Consider the following 18,134-nt stretch of genomic DNA (forward strand, 5'->3'; position numbering starts at 1 on the left):
GTTACTGCAGAATCTGCAATACCTGCTGTGGCAGATCGTTTGCCTGTGTCAAAACAGAGATTGCTGCCTGATTTAATACATTCTGATGTGTATAATCTGTCATTTCCGATGCCATATCCGCATCTGTCAGTCGTGACTGGGCTCCTGTCATATTTTCTTCAAACGTATCCAGGCTTGATACCGTACTCTCAAGACGATTCTGGTATGCACCAAGTCTTGAACGCACTTCACTGACCTTTGAAATGGCATCGTCAAACTGTGTGATACCTCTGCCTGCTCCATTTACAGTCGTCACGTCTGCATCATCAATGTAAAGGCTCTTGCAGGAAACCTCCGGAATACGCACTCTTGTTTCCTGATCCTCATTTGCTCCAATATGAAGTGCCATCGTTCCGATATCCGTGACATCAAAATCCAGCTTACCCGTATAACCTGCATCAGCAAGAAATGACATCTCAAATCCGGCTCTGTCTGTAACCGTAATCTTATTTCCATCTGTTTTTACCGTAGCTGTATCACCAAATCCGGTTCCATCACTCGGTTTTGTGAGCGTTACTTCGGCATCTGTACCGGAAGGTACGATCACTTTGCCATTCTGAATCTGTCCGTATACATAGCTGCCTTTATTCTCTGGATCTTCTACAACACTGTTTCCTCCGTCTGCTGTAAATCCAAGTGCATTAGCAAGCTGCTTATCATCAAATGCGATCTCTAAGATGCTTGACATTCCGTACTGTTCTGCGGTAAATGAAAGTGCTCCATTCTTTTCAATCTTAACGGTTGTTTCACCAGTCTCTGCTGCATTTCTGATCTTCTCAAAAGCCTCCGCATAGGTGTCGGCTGCCTCTATCTCTACTTTAGAACCATTAATACTCATTGTTCCGGACGCACCGACCGGTGCTGTGGAATTATAATTCTGATTTGCTGTTACCGGTCCGGCCTGTGTAGCTGCAGTATCAATGGAAAGCTGATACTGTCCTGCTTTCACATGATCAGAAATGTCCACTCTTGTTGCATTTTTGGTGTAAACCCTGGTATCTAATGAACCATCTAAAAGTGTTTTGCTGTTATACTCTGTATCTGTAGAAATACGGTCAACTTCATCTTTTAATGAAGTGATTTCTTTCTGGATTGCTTCTTTATCCGCCGGTGTCATTGTTGCATCACTCGCTGCCTGCACGGAAAGTTCTCTCATACGCTGTAAAATACTGGTCGTTTCACTCAGCGCACCATCTGCGATCTGAATAACAGAAATACCATCCGATGCATTCTGGGAAGCCCGGTTTAAACCATCAATCTGTGCTTTCATCTTGTTGGAAATAGCCATTCCTGCCGGATTGTCCTTGGAATGGTTGATCTTAAGTCCCGATGAAAGCCGTTCCATCGATGCACTTAAATTATCCTCAATTCCAAGTAAATGTTTATTCGCAATCGCTGCTGACACATTGTAATTAATTCTCATTCTGTTTCTCCTTCTATTGTCTCCGCCACGCATCCATGCTGTATTTCCGACATTCCATGTCCCAATTCTCTGCTGTATATATCGGTTTCAACACACTTTCTCTAAAGAGCAGATTGTTTGAAAAATCATAAATTTTTTCACGGATTCTCCATGTTTATTTTTTCGTACTTCCGTTGGAACTGATTGCAATCCCTGTCGATTCGTATTATAATGACCACATCCAGGCATAATAAGCTGTGATAAAAACTAAAAACACCTATTTTTTTATAAGGAGGACTATATGACACAGGTAACAAAATCTACTATGATCGGCGAACTGCTTCAGATTGACGAAAACATCGCGCCAATTCTTTTAAATATCGGTATGCATTGTCTCGGATGCCCATCTTCCCAGATGGAGACCATCGAAGAGGCCGCTATGGTTCATGGAATTGAGCCGGATGCTCTTGTAAAAGAGATCAATGATTTTCTTGCAAAAGACCTTGCATAGTAAGTTTGGAATACCATCTTACAGGTAAAAATGATTACATCAGAAAAGGATCGTGAAAATGATTTTGCTCATCTTCACGATCCTTTTCTGATATCAAACTGATCTATCGTTCATAAAATCATCGTCCGTCAGTTATAATGCGGCAAGCATCTGCAGCGCTTTTCCTTTTATCACCAGTCTGTAATGTTCGCCAAAAAAAGCCTCCGTCGCAGGTGAATATGCCTGCTGGGCTCCATACTCAGATAAAATATTGCACACCTTATTAAACTCCTCCGGTGACTGGCTGCTCTTACTTACCAGAAGATAATATCTGTGTGTTGCAACATCCTCATACAGGTCATTTTTACCTTTGTAAAAACCGCCTAACACAGCCGCAAGTTTTGACAGTTCAGTGAGATTCTGGAACATAAACAATTTCGTAATGTCTACAAGGACCTTGACCGGATCTTCTTTTTCTTTCTGACCGCCATCTGACGGTACGAAATTGCTATTCTGCTGCGTTTTTGCTGCATTTCTCAATTCCTGTTGTTTTTTGAATAATCCAAGTATATCATCTGCCCCCTCGGAAATCGGAGCATTTCCACCAACAATAGCATCGTCATATAAATCCTCAGGATCCGGATCAGAAAACTTGGAAAATCTCGTATCAAGCTCCTCCGGATACTCTACTTTTGTAATGACTAATATAATGGTATCTGCCGAAAGCGGAATCGCCTCTATCATCAGCGGAATATCATCTGCCTCAAACCCAAACTCGTATGCTGCCTGCTGCATCATGTCACGGAACAGCATCTTCGCTTTTTCCGTGCCATATGCCAACTCACTTAACTTGATCTGACGTTCTACTAAATCTTCTCTCGTCAGTGTGCAGCGAATCTGATTATCATTTACTTTTTCAATTTTCATACAATCACTTCCTTTTATCCGGAAAACCTTGTAAACTGTACATCTATTATAAACAAATGCAATATCGATGTAAAGTATACCATTATTAAAACTTTCTAAAACCATAACTGCTTTTTTTCTGTAACATATGCTGTATTATAAGCATTAATCTTTGTATATATTACACAAACATTACAAAAGAAGTTGCAATGTAAAATAATTCATGATATAAACTATGCATGAGATGCGAATATGACACGCCCAGAAAGGAGCGGATATCGCATAGATACCAAATTATTGTTTGGCAAATACCGTATCATTTCGACTCTTGGTGCCGGCAGCAGCGGCACTGTCTATCTTGCCGAACATCTCAAACTGAAAGTTTATCGTGCTATTAAGTGTATCCCCAAAGACACGGCACGAAACACTTCCAACTTTTCAGAAGAACAGCTTTTAAAGGAAGCCGGCCTTCTGAAGAATCTTAATCATCCTGGCATCCCCCTCATATATGATATCGACGAAGACGATCATTTTTTTTATATGATAGAAGAATTTATTCAGGGTGATTCACTGGAGGATCTTATTCTCCATCAGGAAATAATTCCAGAGGAACAATTCATAAATTACGGCATGCAGATTTGCGCCGTTCTTGATTATCTGCATCATTTATCTCCATACCCTATCCTGTATCAGGATTTAAAACCGGAGCATATTATATTATGTGGAAATCAGGTAAAAATAATCGACTTTGGAATTGCTTCATTTATTACCGTTTTCGGTAAAAATTTCCAGTTATACGGAACAGAAGGATATGCAGCGCCGGAAGCTCTTAACGGAGATACCGTAACTACAGCTTCCGATATCTATTCTCTTGGGAAAGTGTTAGAAGCACTCGCCAGAGCATGCACACCTGACTGTTCTGAAACACTCACGCATATTATAGAAAAAGCGGCCGACCGGAATCCGGATTCCAGATACCAGACAGCCACAGATCTTATGCTTGCACTGTCAGAACTTGCCGGGGAAAAAAATCCGGTCAAAAAAGGTCTTATCTTCCGACAGTCATCCAAAAAGAGATATTCTGCGTGTCACTCATTTGCACATCTCATAAAAAACATAGCCGTGATCGGCAGCCGTTCCGGTGCCGGTGCAACATTTTTTTCAGTATCCCTGGTAAACACACTGAATCACAGACATATTCCCTGCTGTTATATACCAATGGATCATTCTGACAACCTTATATCCATGACCCAGACAGGGATTTCGCTCACAGAACACGAGGGAATCTTTCAGTCAAAAAATTTTACCGCCACTCCCTGTTATGGTCCCGGAATTGAAGATCCTGTTTTACCATCTGTCATCCGGGTAAGGGATTTTGGCACTCACACCAGCGAATATTCTGACTTTGGTCATTTCGACCTGACATTTATCCTGTTAAGCGGCAGTCCATGGGATTTTGCAGATACACTGTCTTTTATCAGCCGGCTTGAAAATACTGGATCTTACATATATATCTGCAACCATGGCAATAAAAATGCTGCAAAAAAATATGCCAGATATCTGAAAAATCCGGTCTATTGTTTTCCTGAAGACACCAATCCTTTTTATGTGACTCCAGAGAAGGAACGTCTTATTATGCAAATTCTACAACGAAAGGAGCTGATACATCATCCGGAACATCGGAAAAACTGACTTAAATAAGAGACTTACCATAGGTATTTTAGGCTGCACAGCCGGTGCCGGTGTAACACACCTTGCAATTACACTTTCAAACCTGTGCCATTCCAAACTGCATAAAAAAACTGCACTGTTAGAGCTGCATAAGAGAAAAAACCTTTCAACGATTCCCTCTGAAACCACGCTCCCATGCAGATGCGGGTTTATGGGTGACCGGACTGTTTTTGACATTCATGGAGTAGATTACTATCCGGACATAACACCGGACGAACTGCCGGAGCTATATAATCAGGGATACCATATCCTGCTCCTTGATTTTGGAAGTTTTAATGAATGCTGTATCAATGAATTTCTGCGCTGTGACAGAAAACTTGTCATCGGAAGTCTCGCACCATGGAATATCAGGCAATATCGGGAATTATTAGAATCGATCAGTCACTATACAAACCTTGGGGAAGGTTTTTACTGTCTAACACGAACGGAAAGTCCAAAACAGATTCGTGATTTTTCCCGTCTTTATCAGATTTCCATAAGCAGTGTTCCATCCATTCCGGATCCATTTTATATAAAGAAAGAACACTTTTCCATTCTGCAGGAATTTATCTGCTGAAAAGTTTCTGCACAAAACATTTTTTTAATATATCACATAATTGTAACCAGCGAATTTCCTTTTGGGAACAAAGGACTTTGATCCGCTTTGTCATACAGTAAGTAATAACGGGGGATAACTACATTGGATTCTAAACATATGAAAAAGCTTTATTTAGAGCTCTCTTCCTTAGAACATATGGGGACAACCATCTGGTTCGAAGGTGTGCCAAGCAATTCAAAAGAGGTCACAGAAGAGCTTTCCGTCACAGAAGAAAATTCTTACATGAGAGATTATATATTCAACGAGGGGGTGTTAACAGAATTACATTTTGATAAGATCAAAAAAACGAACCTTTGATAACGGTCTGTACATTTTGCAGACAGATCCGGTATCATAACAGTTGACAGGGATGGAGTACCTCAATGCCCACCCGGTCAGAATAAGAAAAAATATCTAAGACGATATACAAATCCGACAAAAAGAAACGGCAGAGTTTTACCGAACATAAGCTCTGCCGTAAAATAAGAGTAAATAACTTTGAATTTACATATCATTATGCTACAATAGGAACACAAACGATAATTCTTAAGAAGAAGAGGGTTCTTAACATGAAGAAAAAATTTGTCCCTATTTTGGCTGCCGGCGCTCTGATCGTCGTCATTATCTGTTTTATGCTTCTCGGAAGCATCATAGAAAAATATACACCTTCCAAAGAACATATGAATTTATCTGATTATTATAATCTGTCCGGCGAACAGGACGTAGCCCTGATCTTAGATAACCAGATTCTCGACGCAAAAGGAAAACTCCTTAACGGAACTGTCTATCTTGATTATGAAACTGTATGTTCTTATCTGAATGACCGTTTTTACTGGGATCACAATGAAAACAAACTTCTTTACACAACTGCAACAGATTTGATTTCTGCGGATGCAGACAGTACCAGCTATTATGTGACAAAGGATTCTCATTCCTTAGATCACCCAATTGTCAAGGCGGATGCCCAGACTGCATATATCGCAATCGACTTTTTAAAACTGTACTCCGATTTCTCCTATGAAGTACTTGACTCACCAAACCGTGTAATTCTTACGACTGCCTGGGGTGACTACACCACTGCGCCGGCGAAGCAAAAAACACAGCTCCGTCAAAAAGGCGGCATCAAGAGTCCGATCCTCGCAGATATTGGCAAAAACACGGAAGTTACTGTTTTAGAAACAGGAGATACCTGGACAAAAGTATCCACTGCAGAAGGAATCATCGGATATATCAAATCAAAAGCACTTGGCGCAACATCCACAAAAACGCTGACCAGCGATTATGTTGCGGAAGAATTTACACATATAAAAAAAGATTTTAAGATCAATATGGCATGGCATCAGATCACAAACGCAGATGCCAATACAACCATTGCATCCGTGCTTCAGAACACCAAGGGGATCAATGTTATCTCCCCTACATGGTTTTACCTGAATGACAATAACGGAAACATTGCCTCACTTGCAAGCTCCGACTATGTAAATTACTGCCACCAGAAAGGTATTGAAGTCTGGGCACTTGTAAGCAATCTGGAAAACAAAGATGTCGACACCACATCCGTTTTAACTTATACATCCAAACGTGAGAACCTGATCAATAACCTGATCTCCGCAGCTATTCAATATAATTTTGACGGTATCAATGTTGACTTTGAAGCATTAAGTTCTGAAGTCGGTGACTCTTATATTCAGTTCATACGGGAGTTGTCATTAAAATGTGCAAACAATGGCATTGTTCTTTCCGTGGACGATTATGTTCCCAGTAGTTTTACTGCATTCTATAATCGCGCAGAACAGGCAACTTTTGCAGACTATGTTGTTGTCATGGCATACGATGAACATTATGCCGGTTCTGAGGAAGCAGGATCTGTAGCTTCGATCGGCTTTGTAAAAGAAGGCGTTGCCAATACCTTAAAAGAAGTTCCGGCAGATCAGCTGATCTTAGGCATGCCGTTTTATGCCCGTGTATGGTCCGAGACACCTGTTGATGACACCACAGGTGCTGACAGCACAACACAGACATCCGATAACAATAATAACGACACTGATGAAACAGACAATGCTGCTGCCGATGCCCAGGCTGCCGATGAAGCTGCTGGCACCAGTGACTCAGCCGACAGCTATCAGCTTTTTACACTGGATTCCTATGCAACAAGCATGTCAGAGATTCAAAAACTGATCAGTACAAATGCTGCCGAACCGGTATGGTCAGACATTGACGGTCAATATTATGTACAATACGAAAACAATGGTATCACTTACAAAATATGGGTGGAGAATGCTGCTTCCCTGGAAGAGAAATTAAAAGTCCTTCAGGAAAACCAGCTTGCCGGCGGCTCCTTCTGGAAACTTGGTTTAGAGCTGCCTTCTATCTGGGACACTATCATTAAATACATCAATTAAATACAATCATTCAAATATTCAATCATTTTATTATGACATAAACCCCGGATATCGTGAATATTTTATAAAAACGATACTCCGGGGTTTTTATGAAAAAAAAGATAGAACTTATCATGGCTGTCTGTCTGGTGATCGCCGCATTTTTTCTTGGAAGTCAAAGCGCCATACTTGTACAAAACAGTCACATAGACACAAAAGGCACACCGGACACAGATTCCGCACATAATACAGAGCTTACCGGGGACACCGGACAGACCAGCTCACCTTCCGGTAATTTATCGATCGTGATCGATGCCGGGCACGGCGGTATCGATCCCGGCAAAGTCGGCACCAATGACGCACTGGAAAAGGACATCAATCTTGCACTGGCACTGAAACTTCGGGATAAATTCAAGCAGGATTCCATCCGGATTATCCTAACACGCGACTCGGACATCGGTCTTTATTCTGAGGGAAACACCAACAAAAAAGCGGAAGATATGCAAAACCGCTGTAAAATCATCACGGAGGCAGCCCCCATCTTTACGGTCAGCCTGCACCAGAACAGCTATCCGTCTCCGGAAGTCTGCGGTGCACAGGTATTTTATTTTGGTCAGTCGCAGGATGGAAAAAAACTGGCAGATACGATCCAGGACAGCCTGATCGCAAATGTTGATCCTGATAATCACCGCGTTGCAAAAGCAAATGAAAGCTATTATCTGCTCAAAAAAACACCCACACCTACCGTTATTGTAGAGTGTGGGTTTCTAAGTAATCCGACAGAGGCAGATCTTCTTTTGACAGACGACTACCAAAATAAGCTCGTAAATGCCATATATATCGGTATACAAAATTATCTATCGGAATCCATGTAGTCCGAAAATCAATTTTTATGCCTCCTGTGCGAGTGTTCCTTTTACTGCTTTGATAAAATGCTCTGCAATTCCATACAAACGTGAGGTCTGCACACGGTAAGTATCCTGATCCTCAGAGGTCGGAGTTTCATTCTTTGCATCGACTCCAAACGCTCCCATGGAGAAATGATTCAGATCAAGGTCCTTTATGTGTGCACAGTGTAATTCTGTAACATCATCATTCTCTCCGCCAAGCGAATCCATAAGATTCTGTGCCTGTTCTTCAAAGAGTTCTGCCGTCTCCTCTGAATCTGTGGCGACCAGTCCATGTATACCATCTTCCTTTGCCTGGAATGTCGCCGCGATCTTTCCGCGCAATTCACTTTCCATCATTATATCGACGATTCCTTTTTTGTCCACACCGCGCACGATTTTAACAGAAACATTCATAAGTTCATCATTGACCATTACTGGAACAGCATACTGCTCTTCTTTTGCAAGAATACTGTTTACGGAAAGCTGCGCGGAAAGCATTTTCATCTCACGCACATCAAGACTCGTCACATGATCGCTGTTTATCATCGTCTTCATCACATTTTCTGCAAGTTCGCCTAACTTCTCCTGTGCAGCCGCCATATCTGCCGGTTCTGAAACAGCTTCTCCAAATTCCTCTAACAATTCCTGCTTAATTGCTTCTAAATCATCCGCATCTACCTGATTGTCTCCATTGTGGTCTGCCATACTGCTTCCAAAAATCTTACGAAACATCTGATTACGCTGGTTGAGCATGGATTCCATTGCCAGCACATTTGATATTGTATTTGGAATATCATATTTATCCAAAATACGATAAATACTCTCATCCGCATTTGCTGCCTGCTCTAACTGCGCAAGCTGCTCTTTTGCATAATCTGCATCAATGCCACTCTCATCTGCCTGTTCTTTTGCCAGCTCCAGCGCTGCTTTAAATTCCTCCGGCGTCATGTTCTCCCAGTCAGAATCCTGATCAAACAACACTTTCGCACGCTCCGGTGTCAGTAATTCCGAAGCATCTTTTAAGCAGTTATTCTGATAGGCTGCCTCAATCTGATCCGTAATCGAGCTGCCATTGGATGTCCCGGATACGCCATTAAAATCAGAATCTACAGAATAATCCATCTTATTGCTGCGTTTTTCAGACCGCACAGCTGTCAGAAGATTTTTCATCGTAAGGGGCGATCCCTGCTGTATCAGTGCACCTATTGCTGCACCATCTGTATTTTCTACCTGTCGGATCAGACGATAGATTCCTATATAAGAGCTTCGCTCCTCCTCACTGATTTCGTGATTCTGTTCCATTTTCCAGAGATATTCACTGAATCTGCGGTTATCCTCCCTACCAGACTCCTCGCTCTTAATGTTCTCTGCCTCCTGGTTTAACGATGTAAAATCCATTTCCAGTGGGTTGATCCCGCGTTTTATCATCTGTGTGACAACCGCCGGAGTCATATTTTTAAAGACACGCTGCACTTCTTCATCTGCTGCTTTCATCTGAAACACAGAATCCTGGGTGATCTCGATACTGTTATATCCAAGAATCCGAACCGCACGACGGTTTTCATCCGTCAGTTCCATATCAAGGTCGTTTAAAATATCATCCACGTTACGGAATGCCTTCTGGATGGAATCTCCCAGATCAGTTCTCGGTGCTGTCATCAGGGTCTCATACTGCTGACTTGCCTTTTCAAAAGAACTTTTCAGTTCCATACCGGCTTTATGGACACCATTGATCGTCGACACCTCGGCATCTTTCATTCCAAGCACATATGCCGGAACATAACGCATATCGGAAACTTTTTTATCGACCTCTCTAAAAAGTTCCACCTGCTCGTCGTTCACATCCACACCTTCAGATATCAGGAGATTTTTATAATATGCATTTTCCTGATCCTTCAGCTGTTCCACCAGTTTTACCAACGGCTCGGTGTCAATGGAAACCCCCTGTTTTAATAGACGGTAATTTGCTTCCACCGTCATTGCAAGACGAATTTCTTCTAACTGTCTGCGTGCCGTCAGAAGCTGCTGCCCTTTTGGGGTATAACTCTCGTTCGCAATGCTCTGCGCTGCATCCTCACTCTGAGCTTCAGATGATGACACAGTTCCCACCGTCTGGCTTTCTGATGCCGCCGTTCCCGATGTCCGGTTTGCCGCAGCTTCCCTTAAACTGTCCAGGGTAAGTGGCAATCCTTTTTCCACGATATAAGCAAGATCTTCATCCGTGGCATTTTCTACGGTATCCACAGCGTCTTTCGCCTGCTCCATCCATGTATAGCCGGACAGGATCACCGCATCCTGTGCGCTTTTCCCTTCGCTGACCGCCTCTGCTGCAAGTGCGGCAATATCTTCTGCCCCCGTGGTCAGTCCCGTCTGGCGCAGAGCCTGTGCATAAGTAAGATTCTCCTTCGTCAGCGGTATATCATTTTCTAACATCCACTTACTGGTTGCAATGGTATCATCATTTACTTCCAGTCCTGCTGATGCGATCACGTTTTTCACCTGTGGAAGGAAGGACGAAATATCCTGCTGTTCTGCCGAAATATAGCCTGCACTTGCAGAATGCTCAGCAAAATATATATTTCGCACCGTAGGCTCTAACCGATTATCAATCAGATATTTTACAGCGCCATCATCCAATGCGGATAAAGAATCCGCCATATTTACTGTCTCTGCGATCTGTTTAAAATTATCATCCGCAAGCGGCAGATCCGCTTCCCGCAGACTGTTTGCGATCTGAACTGCAAGTTCCGGACTGCCCGTGATCTGTGCAAGCTGTTCGAGATCAAGATCATCTCCAAATTTAGAAATATCCACCCCCGCCTTTGCCAGCTGTGCTTTGATCTTATCCGTCACGGTCACGATCTTATTGCTCGTGGTATCATCCAGCGAAAAGCCATCCTCCTGCATTTTTTCATAATCTTCCGGTGAAGTAGTTTCCGCAAGCACAGCCATCTGTGCTTTTCGCTCGCCTGCATCCATGGAACCGGACTGCTCTATTTCATCTATGACCGTCTTTTTCTCTTCTTTTGTCGGATTCAGATAAGTAACCTCTTTTGCCTGAAAAGACGTAGTTCCTGCAGATTTTTTACTACTCTCTGTCTTTACCGCATCCGCAAACATCTGAATTCCGTTTTTTTCTTCCACGGCGCCTGTCTGCGGCATTAAATCCATCACGCCCTTATTCTGCTGCTGTTGGTTATCTATTCTCATGATCCGACTCTCCTTGTCATTTCTGTTCTTACATACTTTCCGTACAGTTTTTCCTTGCCTGATTTCTGCTTTTCACTCAGTTATATCTGACCAATCCGGTTATATCAGGACAAAAGAATGGCGCATACTTTCACTTCCCTGAAATATCTGCGCCATCCATAGCTGATGTATATATCGGATACATCAGCACATTTATTAAGTTTTTCGATACGATTCCAAACGCTGTTCTGCTATTTTATACAGTTTTTAATAGCGGAATACTGCCACACCAAAGCCCGGAAGCGGATATGCAAACGAGTATGGTCTTCCATCACATTCCTGCGACACAGATTTATAATTTACCGGACGCTCTTTGCCGCTTCCGCCAAATTCTGCATCGTCACTGTTTAAAATCAGTTTATAAGTCTTGTGTTTTGGTACGCCTACGCGGTAGTCGCTGCGTTCCACCGGTGTAAAATTGCATACAAAAAGCAGATTATTCTTTCCGTCTTTGCTCTTTCTGATAAAGCTGAAAATACTGCGCTCAGCATCATTTGCATTGATCCATTCAAATCCACCCCAGCTGCTGTCAAGTTCATAGAGTGCCGGATTTTTCTGATAAATATGTAATAATTTCTTTACCCAGTTCTGCATATGCTTATGATCCGGGTTTTCCAGCAGATACCAGTCTAATTCTCTCGCCTCACTCCACTCCTGAAGCTGTGCAAATTCCTGTCCCATAAACAAAAGTTTTTTACCAGGATGTCCCATCATAAACGCATAGCCGACCATCAGATTTTTAAATTTATCTTCCATCTCGCCCGGCATCTTATTGATCATGGAACATTTCAGATGTACCACTTCGTCATGGGAAAGCACAAGAATGTATTTCTCACTCTCGTTATAACTCATGGCAAAAGTCATTTTGTGGTGATTATCCTTGCGGAAATACGGATCAAGTTTCATATAATCCAGGAAATCATGCATCCATCCCATATTCCATTTATAACTGAAATTCAGTCCGTCATCTTCCACACGGCCGGTGACTTTCGGCCATGCCGTAGATTCCTCAGCGATCATGACTGCTCCCGGGTTTCTTCCAAGGATCAGTGTATTGACATGCTTAAAAAACTCCACTGCCTCAAGATTCTTATTATCACCGTATTTATTCGGAACCCACTGTCCCGGCTGCTTTCCATAATCCAGATATAACATAGATGCCACTGCATCCACACGCAGCCCGTCAATATGATAATGCTCGATCCACATCAATGCACTGCCGATCAGGAAATTCTTTACTTCATTCTTGCCGTAATCAAATATCTTTGTACCCCAGTCCGGATGTTCTCCTTTTCTTGGATCCGCATATTCATACAGACATGTTCCATCAAACTCAGCCAGTCCATGTGCATCTTTCGGGAAATGCGCCGGCACCCAGTCTAGGATCACACTGATCTTGTGCTTGTGACATTCATTGATAAAATATGCAAAATCCTGCGGCGTTCCATAACGGGAAGTCGGTGCATAATAACCGGTTACCTGATATCCCCAGGAACCGTCAAACGGATACTCGGAAATACCCATCAGCTCAATATGTGTATATCCCATCTCCTTCACATACGGGATCAGATATTTCACAAGATCCCTATAACTGTAAAATCCGTCATCCTCTCTGCCCGGATGGCGCATCCAGGATCCCGGATGTACCTCGTAGATCGTCATAGGTTTTGCATAGATATCTTTGGTCTTTGCACGCTCTTCCATCCATTTTTCATCGGTCCACTTAAAATGCTCTATATCCGTGACGGCAGATGCCGTTCCCGGACGAAGCTCTGCATAATTTGCATATGGATCCGCCTTATAGAGCCGTTTTCCATCTTTCGTCTCTATCAGGTATTTATACAGTGCACCTTCCTCGATCCCCGGAATAAACAATTCGAATATTCCCATGGTATCCGGCTCTAACCTTGTCATTTCATCTGCCGTTTCATCCCATCCGTTAAAAGAACCAATCACCCATATTCTTGCGGCATTCGGAGCCCACACATCAAAACATACTCCACGAATTCCATATTGATCCGTAAAATGAGCCCCCAGTTTCCGGTAAATCTCGTAATGCGTCGCCTGTCCAAATAAATAGCGATCCAACTCTGAAAAATTAGCCATACCCTTACACCCCTTTATTTTTATGTCATGATTATAGCCTGTATATTTTAGATTCCAAAATCTTTTTCGCGAAGAATCACATAATCTTCATCATCATATCTTCTGGACGTAATAATGCTAAATGCTTTTCGTAAACCGCCCTTCTCAGATTTATGAATCGCATCGTCCACAATCTCTTTTACCTCTGTAAGCGTTGTTGCCTTGTCATATTTCTGAATATTGCTGATACTGTTGTAAAGTGCCAGAATACCCATCTCATCTATTGTATAGCCAAGTTCGTTTGCATACGCTTTCGCAAATGAAACAAGCTCATCACTGGTAAATATCGGAATATTGATCTTCTCAGAGAAACGGGAAGCAAATCCTTCATCTCTGCCGAGTGCCTTCTCAATTCCACGGTGTGTATCTTCCATAATGACAAATAATCCGCTTGTATCACTTTTCAGAAGAAGTGCCAGCCGGACTGCCGTTTCTTTGGAAATATCTCCGGCTTTCTCTATGATCAGACAGCCCCCGGAAATTTTCTTTAACAGTGATGCTACATCCTTTTTATTCAGTGCGGAAGCTTCAATCTTTCCAACCTTTCCTTTTGGTTTTCCGGTTTCTTTCTGAAGTGCTTTCACCATAGCCGTTGCAAGGACTGTTTTGCCACTTCCGCTGCCACCCTGGATCACCATATTTCCGGTAGAAGCATCCTTTCCTGTTATCAGATGTCTTGCCGCACCTGTAAGTGCCTGACAAATCTGTTCTTCCATTCCCTTGATCGAAACAAAATAGGTAAATATCCCCCGAAGTTCTTCACCCAGTGATGTAACTGCCTCAAAACCGGTCTCATCCTCAGGCTCTGTGATCTCCGGAAGGACTCTTTCCACCCGGTCCTCTTTCTTAAGAACCTCTTTCGTTACCTCAACTGCCGTGTTGTCAGCCAGCTCTTTCTGTGTGATATCATCCGTTGCGCTTTCCGTATCGGTAATATGCTCTACCGCTTCGGCTAATGCCTGTTCCGTTACCACTTTGCCAAGATCGATCGTGTCTGCGGTAACTATATCAAAATCATCTGCTTCAGATGTTTTCTCTTCACTAATATCTGAAACTTCTTCTGCCGCCTTCTCCTCTGTACTGAGATCTACAGTTTCCTCATCCGTTTCTTCTGCGGAGAGATCTGCGATTTCCTCATCCGGCTGAGATCCCGGTATCTGCTCCTGTCCGGATATTTCCACATCTTCTGTCTCCTGCATCATCCCGGATACTTCTTCTGCAAGCTCCGCTGCATTCACTCCTGGCCCAGATATCTCTCCCATTGACGCTGCCGGCTCCGGTTCCATTGCGGACGCTGCTGTTCCGGCTGCCTCTGCCAGCTGTTTATCGATATCCGCCGTCTCTGTCGATATCCGGTCAATCTCTTCCTGTAAGATCTGATTCATGTTTGCAACCATAGCTGCTGCCCTGTCATTTTCTAACGGCTTGCCTTCTATGTACTGATCCTGCAGTATATCTTTTGGAGCAACACCTGCATCAAGCTTTGGAATAATGTCTGCAAGACGTCCCATAATTTCTTCTGCTTCCTGCAGCGCACGCGCCTTTGCAGATTCAAGTCTGCGCTGCTTTGCATCTTCTAATGCAACTTCTGCGGCATATTTCGTCTTTTCCCACTCAGCAAGCACTTCTTCAATGCTCATCTGACCTGTGATCTGGTGCTCTAATGCCGTTTTCTCCGGCATATACATCCCAATCTGTCCATCATGTTCTTCTGCAAGCAGCTCTTTGAAATTGATCTTTAACGAATCATCGATCTCGTGATCCGTCTCTATATGTTCCAGCGTATCTTCCTCTTCCTCAGATGGATCATATTCTTCTTTCGGAAGCTGCAGATATGGAATCTCCTCCACAAGCTTTTTGATGTTGTCCATACTGTCTGTAACAGTTTCTTTTTCCGTCGCCTGCATGATCTGCTGCATGCTCTTTTGCAGCTCTTCCTGCAGATTCTGTGTATTAAACCGTTCCGGTGAAAGCTTCACATCCGGTATCTGTACGGTTTCATTCACGATCTCACCGGAGTCAAGCTCCTCCTCCGGTCTGACCTCAACAACACCTTCGCGTTTCTGACAAAATCTGCGATACTTTTCTTCCTGCTGTTTATTTAACGGCTGATAGATCATCTTCAGTTCTAAGGCACGCTCTACATATGGACCGTCACCAAACCACAGTACCAGTTCATCACATGCCTCCACACACTTATCTGCCATACCTGCTTTATGATACAGACATGCAAGTTCAAATGCCCATTCTTCGGTATATTCCTGCTCTTTTAACTCCTCTAAAATTCCGATCAGAGTTTCTATATTTGCACCCTGGGCTTTGCAGATCTCGTATTTCAACACATATTTCAAATTATCATGTGGTGCGATCTCCACAAATTCCTGATAATAATCTTTCGCCTCATCAAAATTTTTCATTTTAATGGCAACTTTTGCCAGGCGATAAATGATCATTCTTCCAATTGGAGACCGGTCATATGCCATAAGCAAAACCTCACGGCTGTCTTCTAAACGACCGGTATTCTCATAAATCTCTCCAACTTTTACAAGTGCATTTACATTTTTTATTTTATTCCAGTTAATCGTATCAGCTATCTCTGCTGCCTTTTCATAATTATGTTCGGCCGTCAGAGATTTCATCTGATCCAGCTTTAATTTATATTCATATTTATCCAAATTATGCCACCTCAGAACGCGCTATTCTTTTGCTGCTTCTTTTGTTCTTAGTTTATCATACGCACATATAGATGTCAAAATTTAATCTTAGAAAAAAAAGCCATGATACAGGCAAAAAAAGAGGGTTTGCAGTCTGCCATACCCTCTTTTCTGTCATTGATCTTATTCTTCTTTTTTACTCTCTTCTATGGATTCCTCGATATGTTTTCCATGATGTTTTTTCAACTCTTTTTTGACGGATTTTTATCATAAACAGGCTGATTACTCTCCTTGTCAACTTTAGTCAGATATACATATGCCAGTGTATCTGTTGTAAGTCCACGCTTCTTTAAGAAATAAGATACCGTTTTCTGTGCAACATAATAAATCACTGCCATTAACGGCACACCGAGCAGCATTCCCGGGAATCCCCATAATCCGCCAAATACCAGAATTGCAAATACAACCCAGAATGCCGATAATCCGGTAGAGCTTCCAAGGATCTTCGGTCCAATGATATTTCCGTCGATCTGCTGTAACACAACGATAAAGATCAGGAAATATAATCCCTGTATCGGATTCTGAAGCACGATAATGATAAAGGACGGCACCGCGCCGATAAACGGCCCGAAAAACGGTATAACGTTCGTGACACCGATGATCACGGCGACTAACACCGTATCCGGCATCTTCATGATTGCAAGCACGATATAGGCGAGCACACCAATGATCGCCGAATCTAATATTTTACCACTGATAAATCCACTGAAAATCTCATTGCTCTTACGGACAGTATCAACGATAACATTTGCCCGCACCGGTTTAAACATCGCGTATACGATCTTTTTCGCCTGTCCTGCAAAATGTTCCTGGTCTGCCATCACATAGACTGAAATGATCAGACCGACGATCACATTTAAAACGAATTTGACACCATAGATCACACCGCTTGTGATCGATGTAAGATAAGTCTGTACCTTTGAAAAAATATCATCTTCAAAAAAGGTCTCAACCGTATCCGTTATTTTGTCCACGCCCTGCTGTATCATGGACGCAAGTTCCGTATCACCGTTTGTCACCTCGTCTACCCATTTCGTCAGATCCTTTGCTTCCTGTGGAAACGATGTGATCATGCTCTGGATACTCGCAGAGATAGATGGAACGATCGCCGCCACTAAAAGCACACAGATTCCCACTAAAAATACCAGTGATCCGGTAATTGCTATTCCCCGTGATGTCTTTTTCGCTTTGCGTTTGCTTTTCATCCGCGGCTCTAAAAACTTAAGCAGGTGTCCCTCTAAAAATTTCATGATTGGATTTAACAGATATGCGATCACTACACCGATAATGATCGGCTGTAAGATCAAAGACAGCTTCTTCCAGAAGTCTGTGAATCCATTGTAACGGTAGATCATAAAGAAAAACAGTATGCAGCAGCAGAAAGTCACAAATACGACCAGTGCGATGATGACATACTGTGGTTTTAATTCCCATTCTGTTTCCTGGGATGTTTTTTTTATCTTTTCCTGTTCGTCCAAATTGCCATCCTCCGTCTTATCTAATATTTTCATTATAACCTTCGCAGACAGGCAACGCAATCAGATTTTGCTGAAATTTTTGTTAATTACTGGATTTTGCAAAAAGGGACACCGGTGCTCATGCGCCGATGC

General features: G+C 42.6%; 12 protein-coding genes. 6 read left to right on the forward strand and 6 right to left on the reverse strand.

Annotated features, from left to right (window positions below; translation table 11 throughout):
- Position 1: 1 nt before the first annotated feature.
- Positions 2-1,462 carry a flagellin N-terminal helical domain-containing protein gene (locus RIL182_RS19690; protein ID WP_044998449.1) on the reverse strand — a complete coding sequence of 487 codons (1,461 nt, stop codon included), beginning with the start codon at positions 1,460-1,462 and terminating at the stop codon, positions 2-4.
- 280 nt (positions 1,463-1,742) lie between these two features.
- Here RIL182_RS19690 and RIL182_RS19695 point away from each other — a divergent pair, with 280 nt between their 5' ends.
- Entirely contained in the window at positions 1,743-1,952 is a 210-nt protein-coding gene (locus RIL182_RS19695) for a DUF1858 domain-containing protein (RefSeq protein ID WP_006855380.1), read from the forward strand.
- A gap of 132 nt (positions 1,953-2,084) precedes the next feature.
- Here RIL182_RS19695 and RIL182_RS19700 read toward each other — a convergent pair whose 3' ends face one another.
- Positions 2,085-2,963, reverse strand: coding sequence for an adaptor protein MecA (locus tag RIL182_RS19700; protein ID WP_006855381.1), 879 nt, complete (start codon positions 2,961-2,963; stop codon positions 2,085-2,087).
- A 126-nt stretch (positions 2,964-3,089) separates the two neighbouring features.
- Here RIL182_RS19700 and RIL182_RS19705 point away from each other — a divergent pair, with 126 nt between their 5' ends.
- The 5 genes from RIL182_RS19705 to RIL182_RS19725 all read left to right on the forward strand — a co-directional run bounded on the left by RIL182_RS19705 (position 3,090) and on the right by RIL182_RS19725 (position 8,401).
- Positions 3,090-4,529, forward strand: coding sequence for a serine/threonine protein kinase (locus RIL182_RS19705; protein ID WP_006855382.1), 1,440 nt, complete (start codon positions 3,090-3,092; stop codon positions 4,527-4,529).
- A gap of 190 nt (positions 4,530-4,719) precedes the next feature.
- Positions 4,720-5,124, forward strand: a complete 405-nt coding sequence (locus RIL182_RS19710; protein ID WP_006855383.1) for a hypothetical protein — start codon at positions 4,720-4,722, stop codon at positions 5,122-5,124.
- A gap of 138 nt (positions 5,125-5,262) precedes the next feature.
- Positions 5,263-5,463: a hypothetical protein gene (locus tag RIL182_RS19715; protein WP_006855384.1), complete on the forward strand. Its 201-nt coding sequence runs from the start codon at positions 5,263-5,265 to the stop codon at positions 5,461-5,463.
- 251 nt (positions 5,464-5,714) lie between these two features.
- A complete protein-coding gene (locus RIL182_RS19720) occupies positions 5,715-7,547 on the forward strand; it encodes a glycosyl hydrolase family 18 protein (RefSeq protein WP_006855385.1) in 1,833 nt (610 codons plus the stop codon).
- Positions 7,548-7,636: 89 nt separating this feature from the next.
- The gene (locus RIL182_RS19725; RefSeq protein WP_006855386.1) at positions 7,637-8,401 is read left to right on the forward strand and encodes an N-acetylmuramoyl-L-alanine amidase; all 765 of its coding nucleotides are present in this window, start codon (positions 7,637-7,639) and stop codon (positions 8,399-8,401) included.
- A 15-nt stretch (positions 8,402-8,416) separates the two neighbouring features.
- On the opposite strand, the gene RIL182_RS19730 is transcribed toward RIL182_RS19725, so the two are convergent.
- The 4 genes from RIL182_RS19730 to RIL182_RS19745 form a co-directional block, all read right to left on the reverse strand.
- The gene (locus RIL182_RS19730; protein WP_006855387.1) at positions 8,417-11,626 is read right to left on the reverse strand and encodes a DUF6240 domain-containing protein; all 3,210 of its coding nucleotides are present in this window, start codon (positions 11,624-11,626) and stop codon (positions 8,417-8,419) included.
- Between the two features lie 246 nt (positions 11,627-11,872).
- Positions 11,873-13,771, reverse strand: a complete 1,899-nt coding sequence (glgB, locus tag RIL182_RS19735; protein WP_006855388.1) for a 1,4-alpha-glucan branching protein GlgB — start codon at positions 13,769-13,771, stop codon at positions 11,873-11,875.
- A 47-nt stretch (positions 13,772-13,818) separates the two neighbouring features.
- On the reverse strand, positions 13,819-16,485 hold the full coding sequence (locus RIL182_RS19740) for a tetratricopeptide repeat protein (RefSeq protein WP_006855389.1): 2,667 nt from the start codon (positions 16,483-16,485) through the stop codon (positions 13,819-13,821).
- 221 nt (positions 16,486-16,706) lie between these two features.
- Entirely contained in the window at positions 16,707-18,035 is a 1,329-nt protein-coding gene (locus RIL182_RS19745) for an AI-2E family transporter (RefSeq protein WP_006855390.1), read from the reverse strand.
- Between the last annotated feature and the right edge of the window lie 99 nt (positions 18,036-18,134).

It is taken from the genome of Roseburia intestinalis L1-82, from assembly GCF_900537995.1.
In the GTDB taxonomy this organism is placed as follows: Bacteria; Bacillota; Clostridia; order Lachnospirales; family Lachnospiraceae; genus Roseburia; species Roseburia intestinalis.

Excerpts from the sequence above, each read along its gene's own strand:
- RIL182_RS19690 (WP_044998449.1), bottom strand. The coding sequence starts at position 1,462 with ATGAGAATTAATTACAATGTGTCAGCAGCGATTGCGAATAAACATTTA.
- RIL182_RS19695 (WP_006855380.1), top strand. The coding sequence starts at position 1,743 with ATGACACAGGTAACAAAATCTACTATGATCGGCGAACTGCTTCAGATT.
- RIL182_RS19700 (WP_006855381.1), bottom strand. The coding sequence starts at position 2,963 with ATGGTTTTAGAAAGTTTTAATAATGGTATACTTTACATCGATATTGCA.
- RIL182_RS19705 (WP_006855382.1), top strand. The coding sequence starts at position 3,090 with ATGACACGCCCAGAAAGGAGCGGATATCGCATAGATACCAAATTATTG.
- RIL182_RS19710 (WP_006855383.1), top strand. The coding sequence starts at position 4,720 with ATGGGTGACCGGACTGTTTTTGACATTCATGGAGTAGATTACTATCCG.
- RIL182_RS19715 (WP_006855384.1), top strand. The coding sequence starts at position 5,263 with ATGAAAAAGCTTTATTTAGAGCTCTCTTCCTTAGAACATATGGGGACA.
- RIL182_RS19720 (WP_006855385.1), top strand. The coding sequence starts at position 5,715 with ATGAAGAAAAAATTTGTCCCTATTTTGGCTGCCGGCGCTCTGATCGTC.
- RIL182_RS19725 (WP_006855386.1), top strand. The coding sequence starts at position 7,637 with ATGAAAAAAAAGATAGAACTTATCATGGCTGTCTGTCTGGTGATCGCC.
- RIL182_RS19730 (WP_006855387.1), bottom strand. The coding sequence starts at position 11,626 with ATGAGAATAGATAACCAACAGCAGCAGAATAAGGGCGTGATGGATTTA.
- glgB (WP_006855388.1), bottom strand. The coding sequence starts at position 13,771 with ATGGCTAATTTTTCAGAGTTGGATCGCTATTTATTTGGACAGGCGACG.
- RIL182_RS19745 (WP_006855390.1), bottom strand. The coding sequence starts at position 18,035 with ATGAAAATATTAGATAAGACGGAGGATGGCAATTTGGACGAACAGGAA.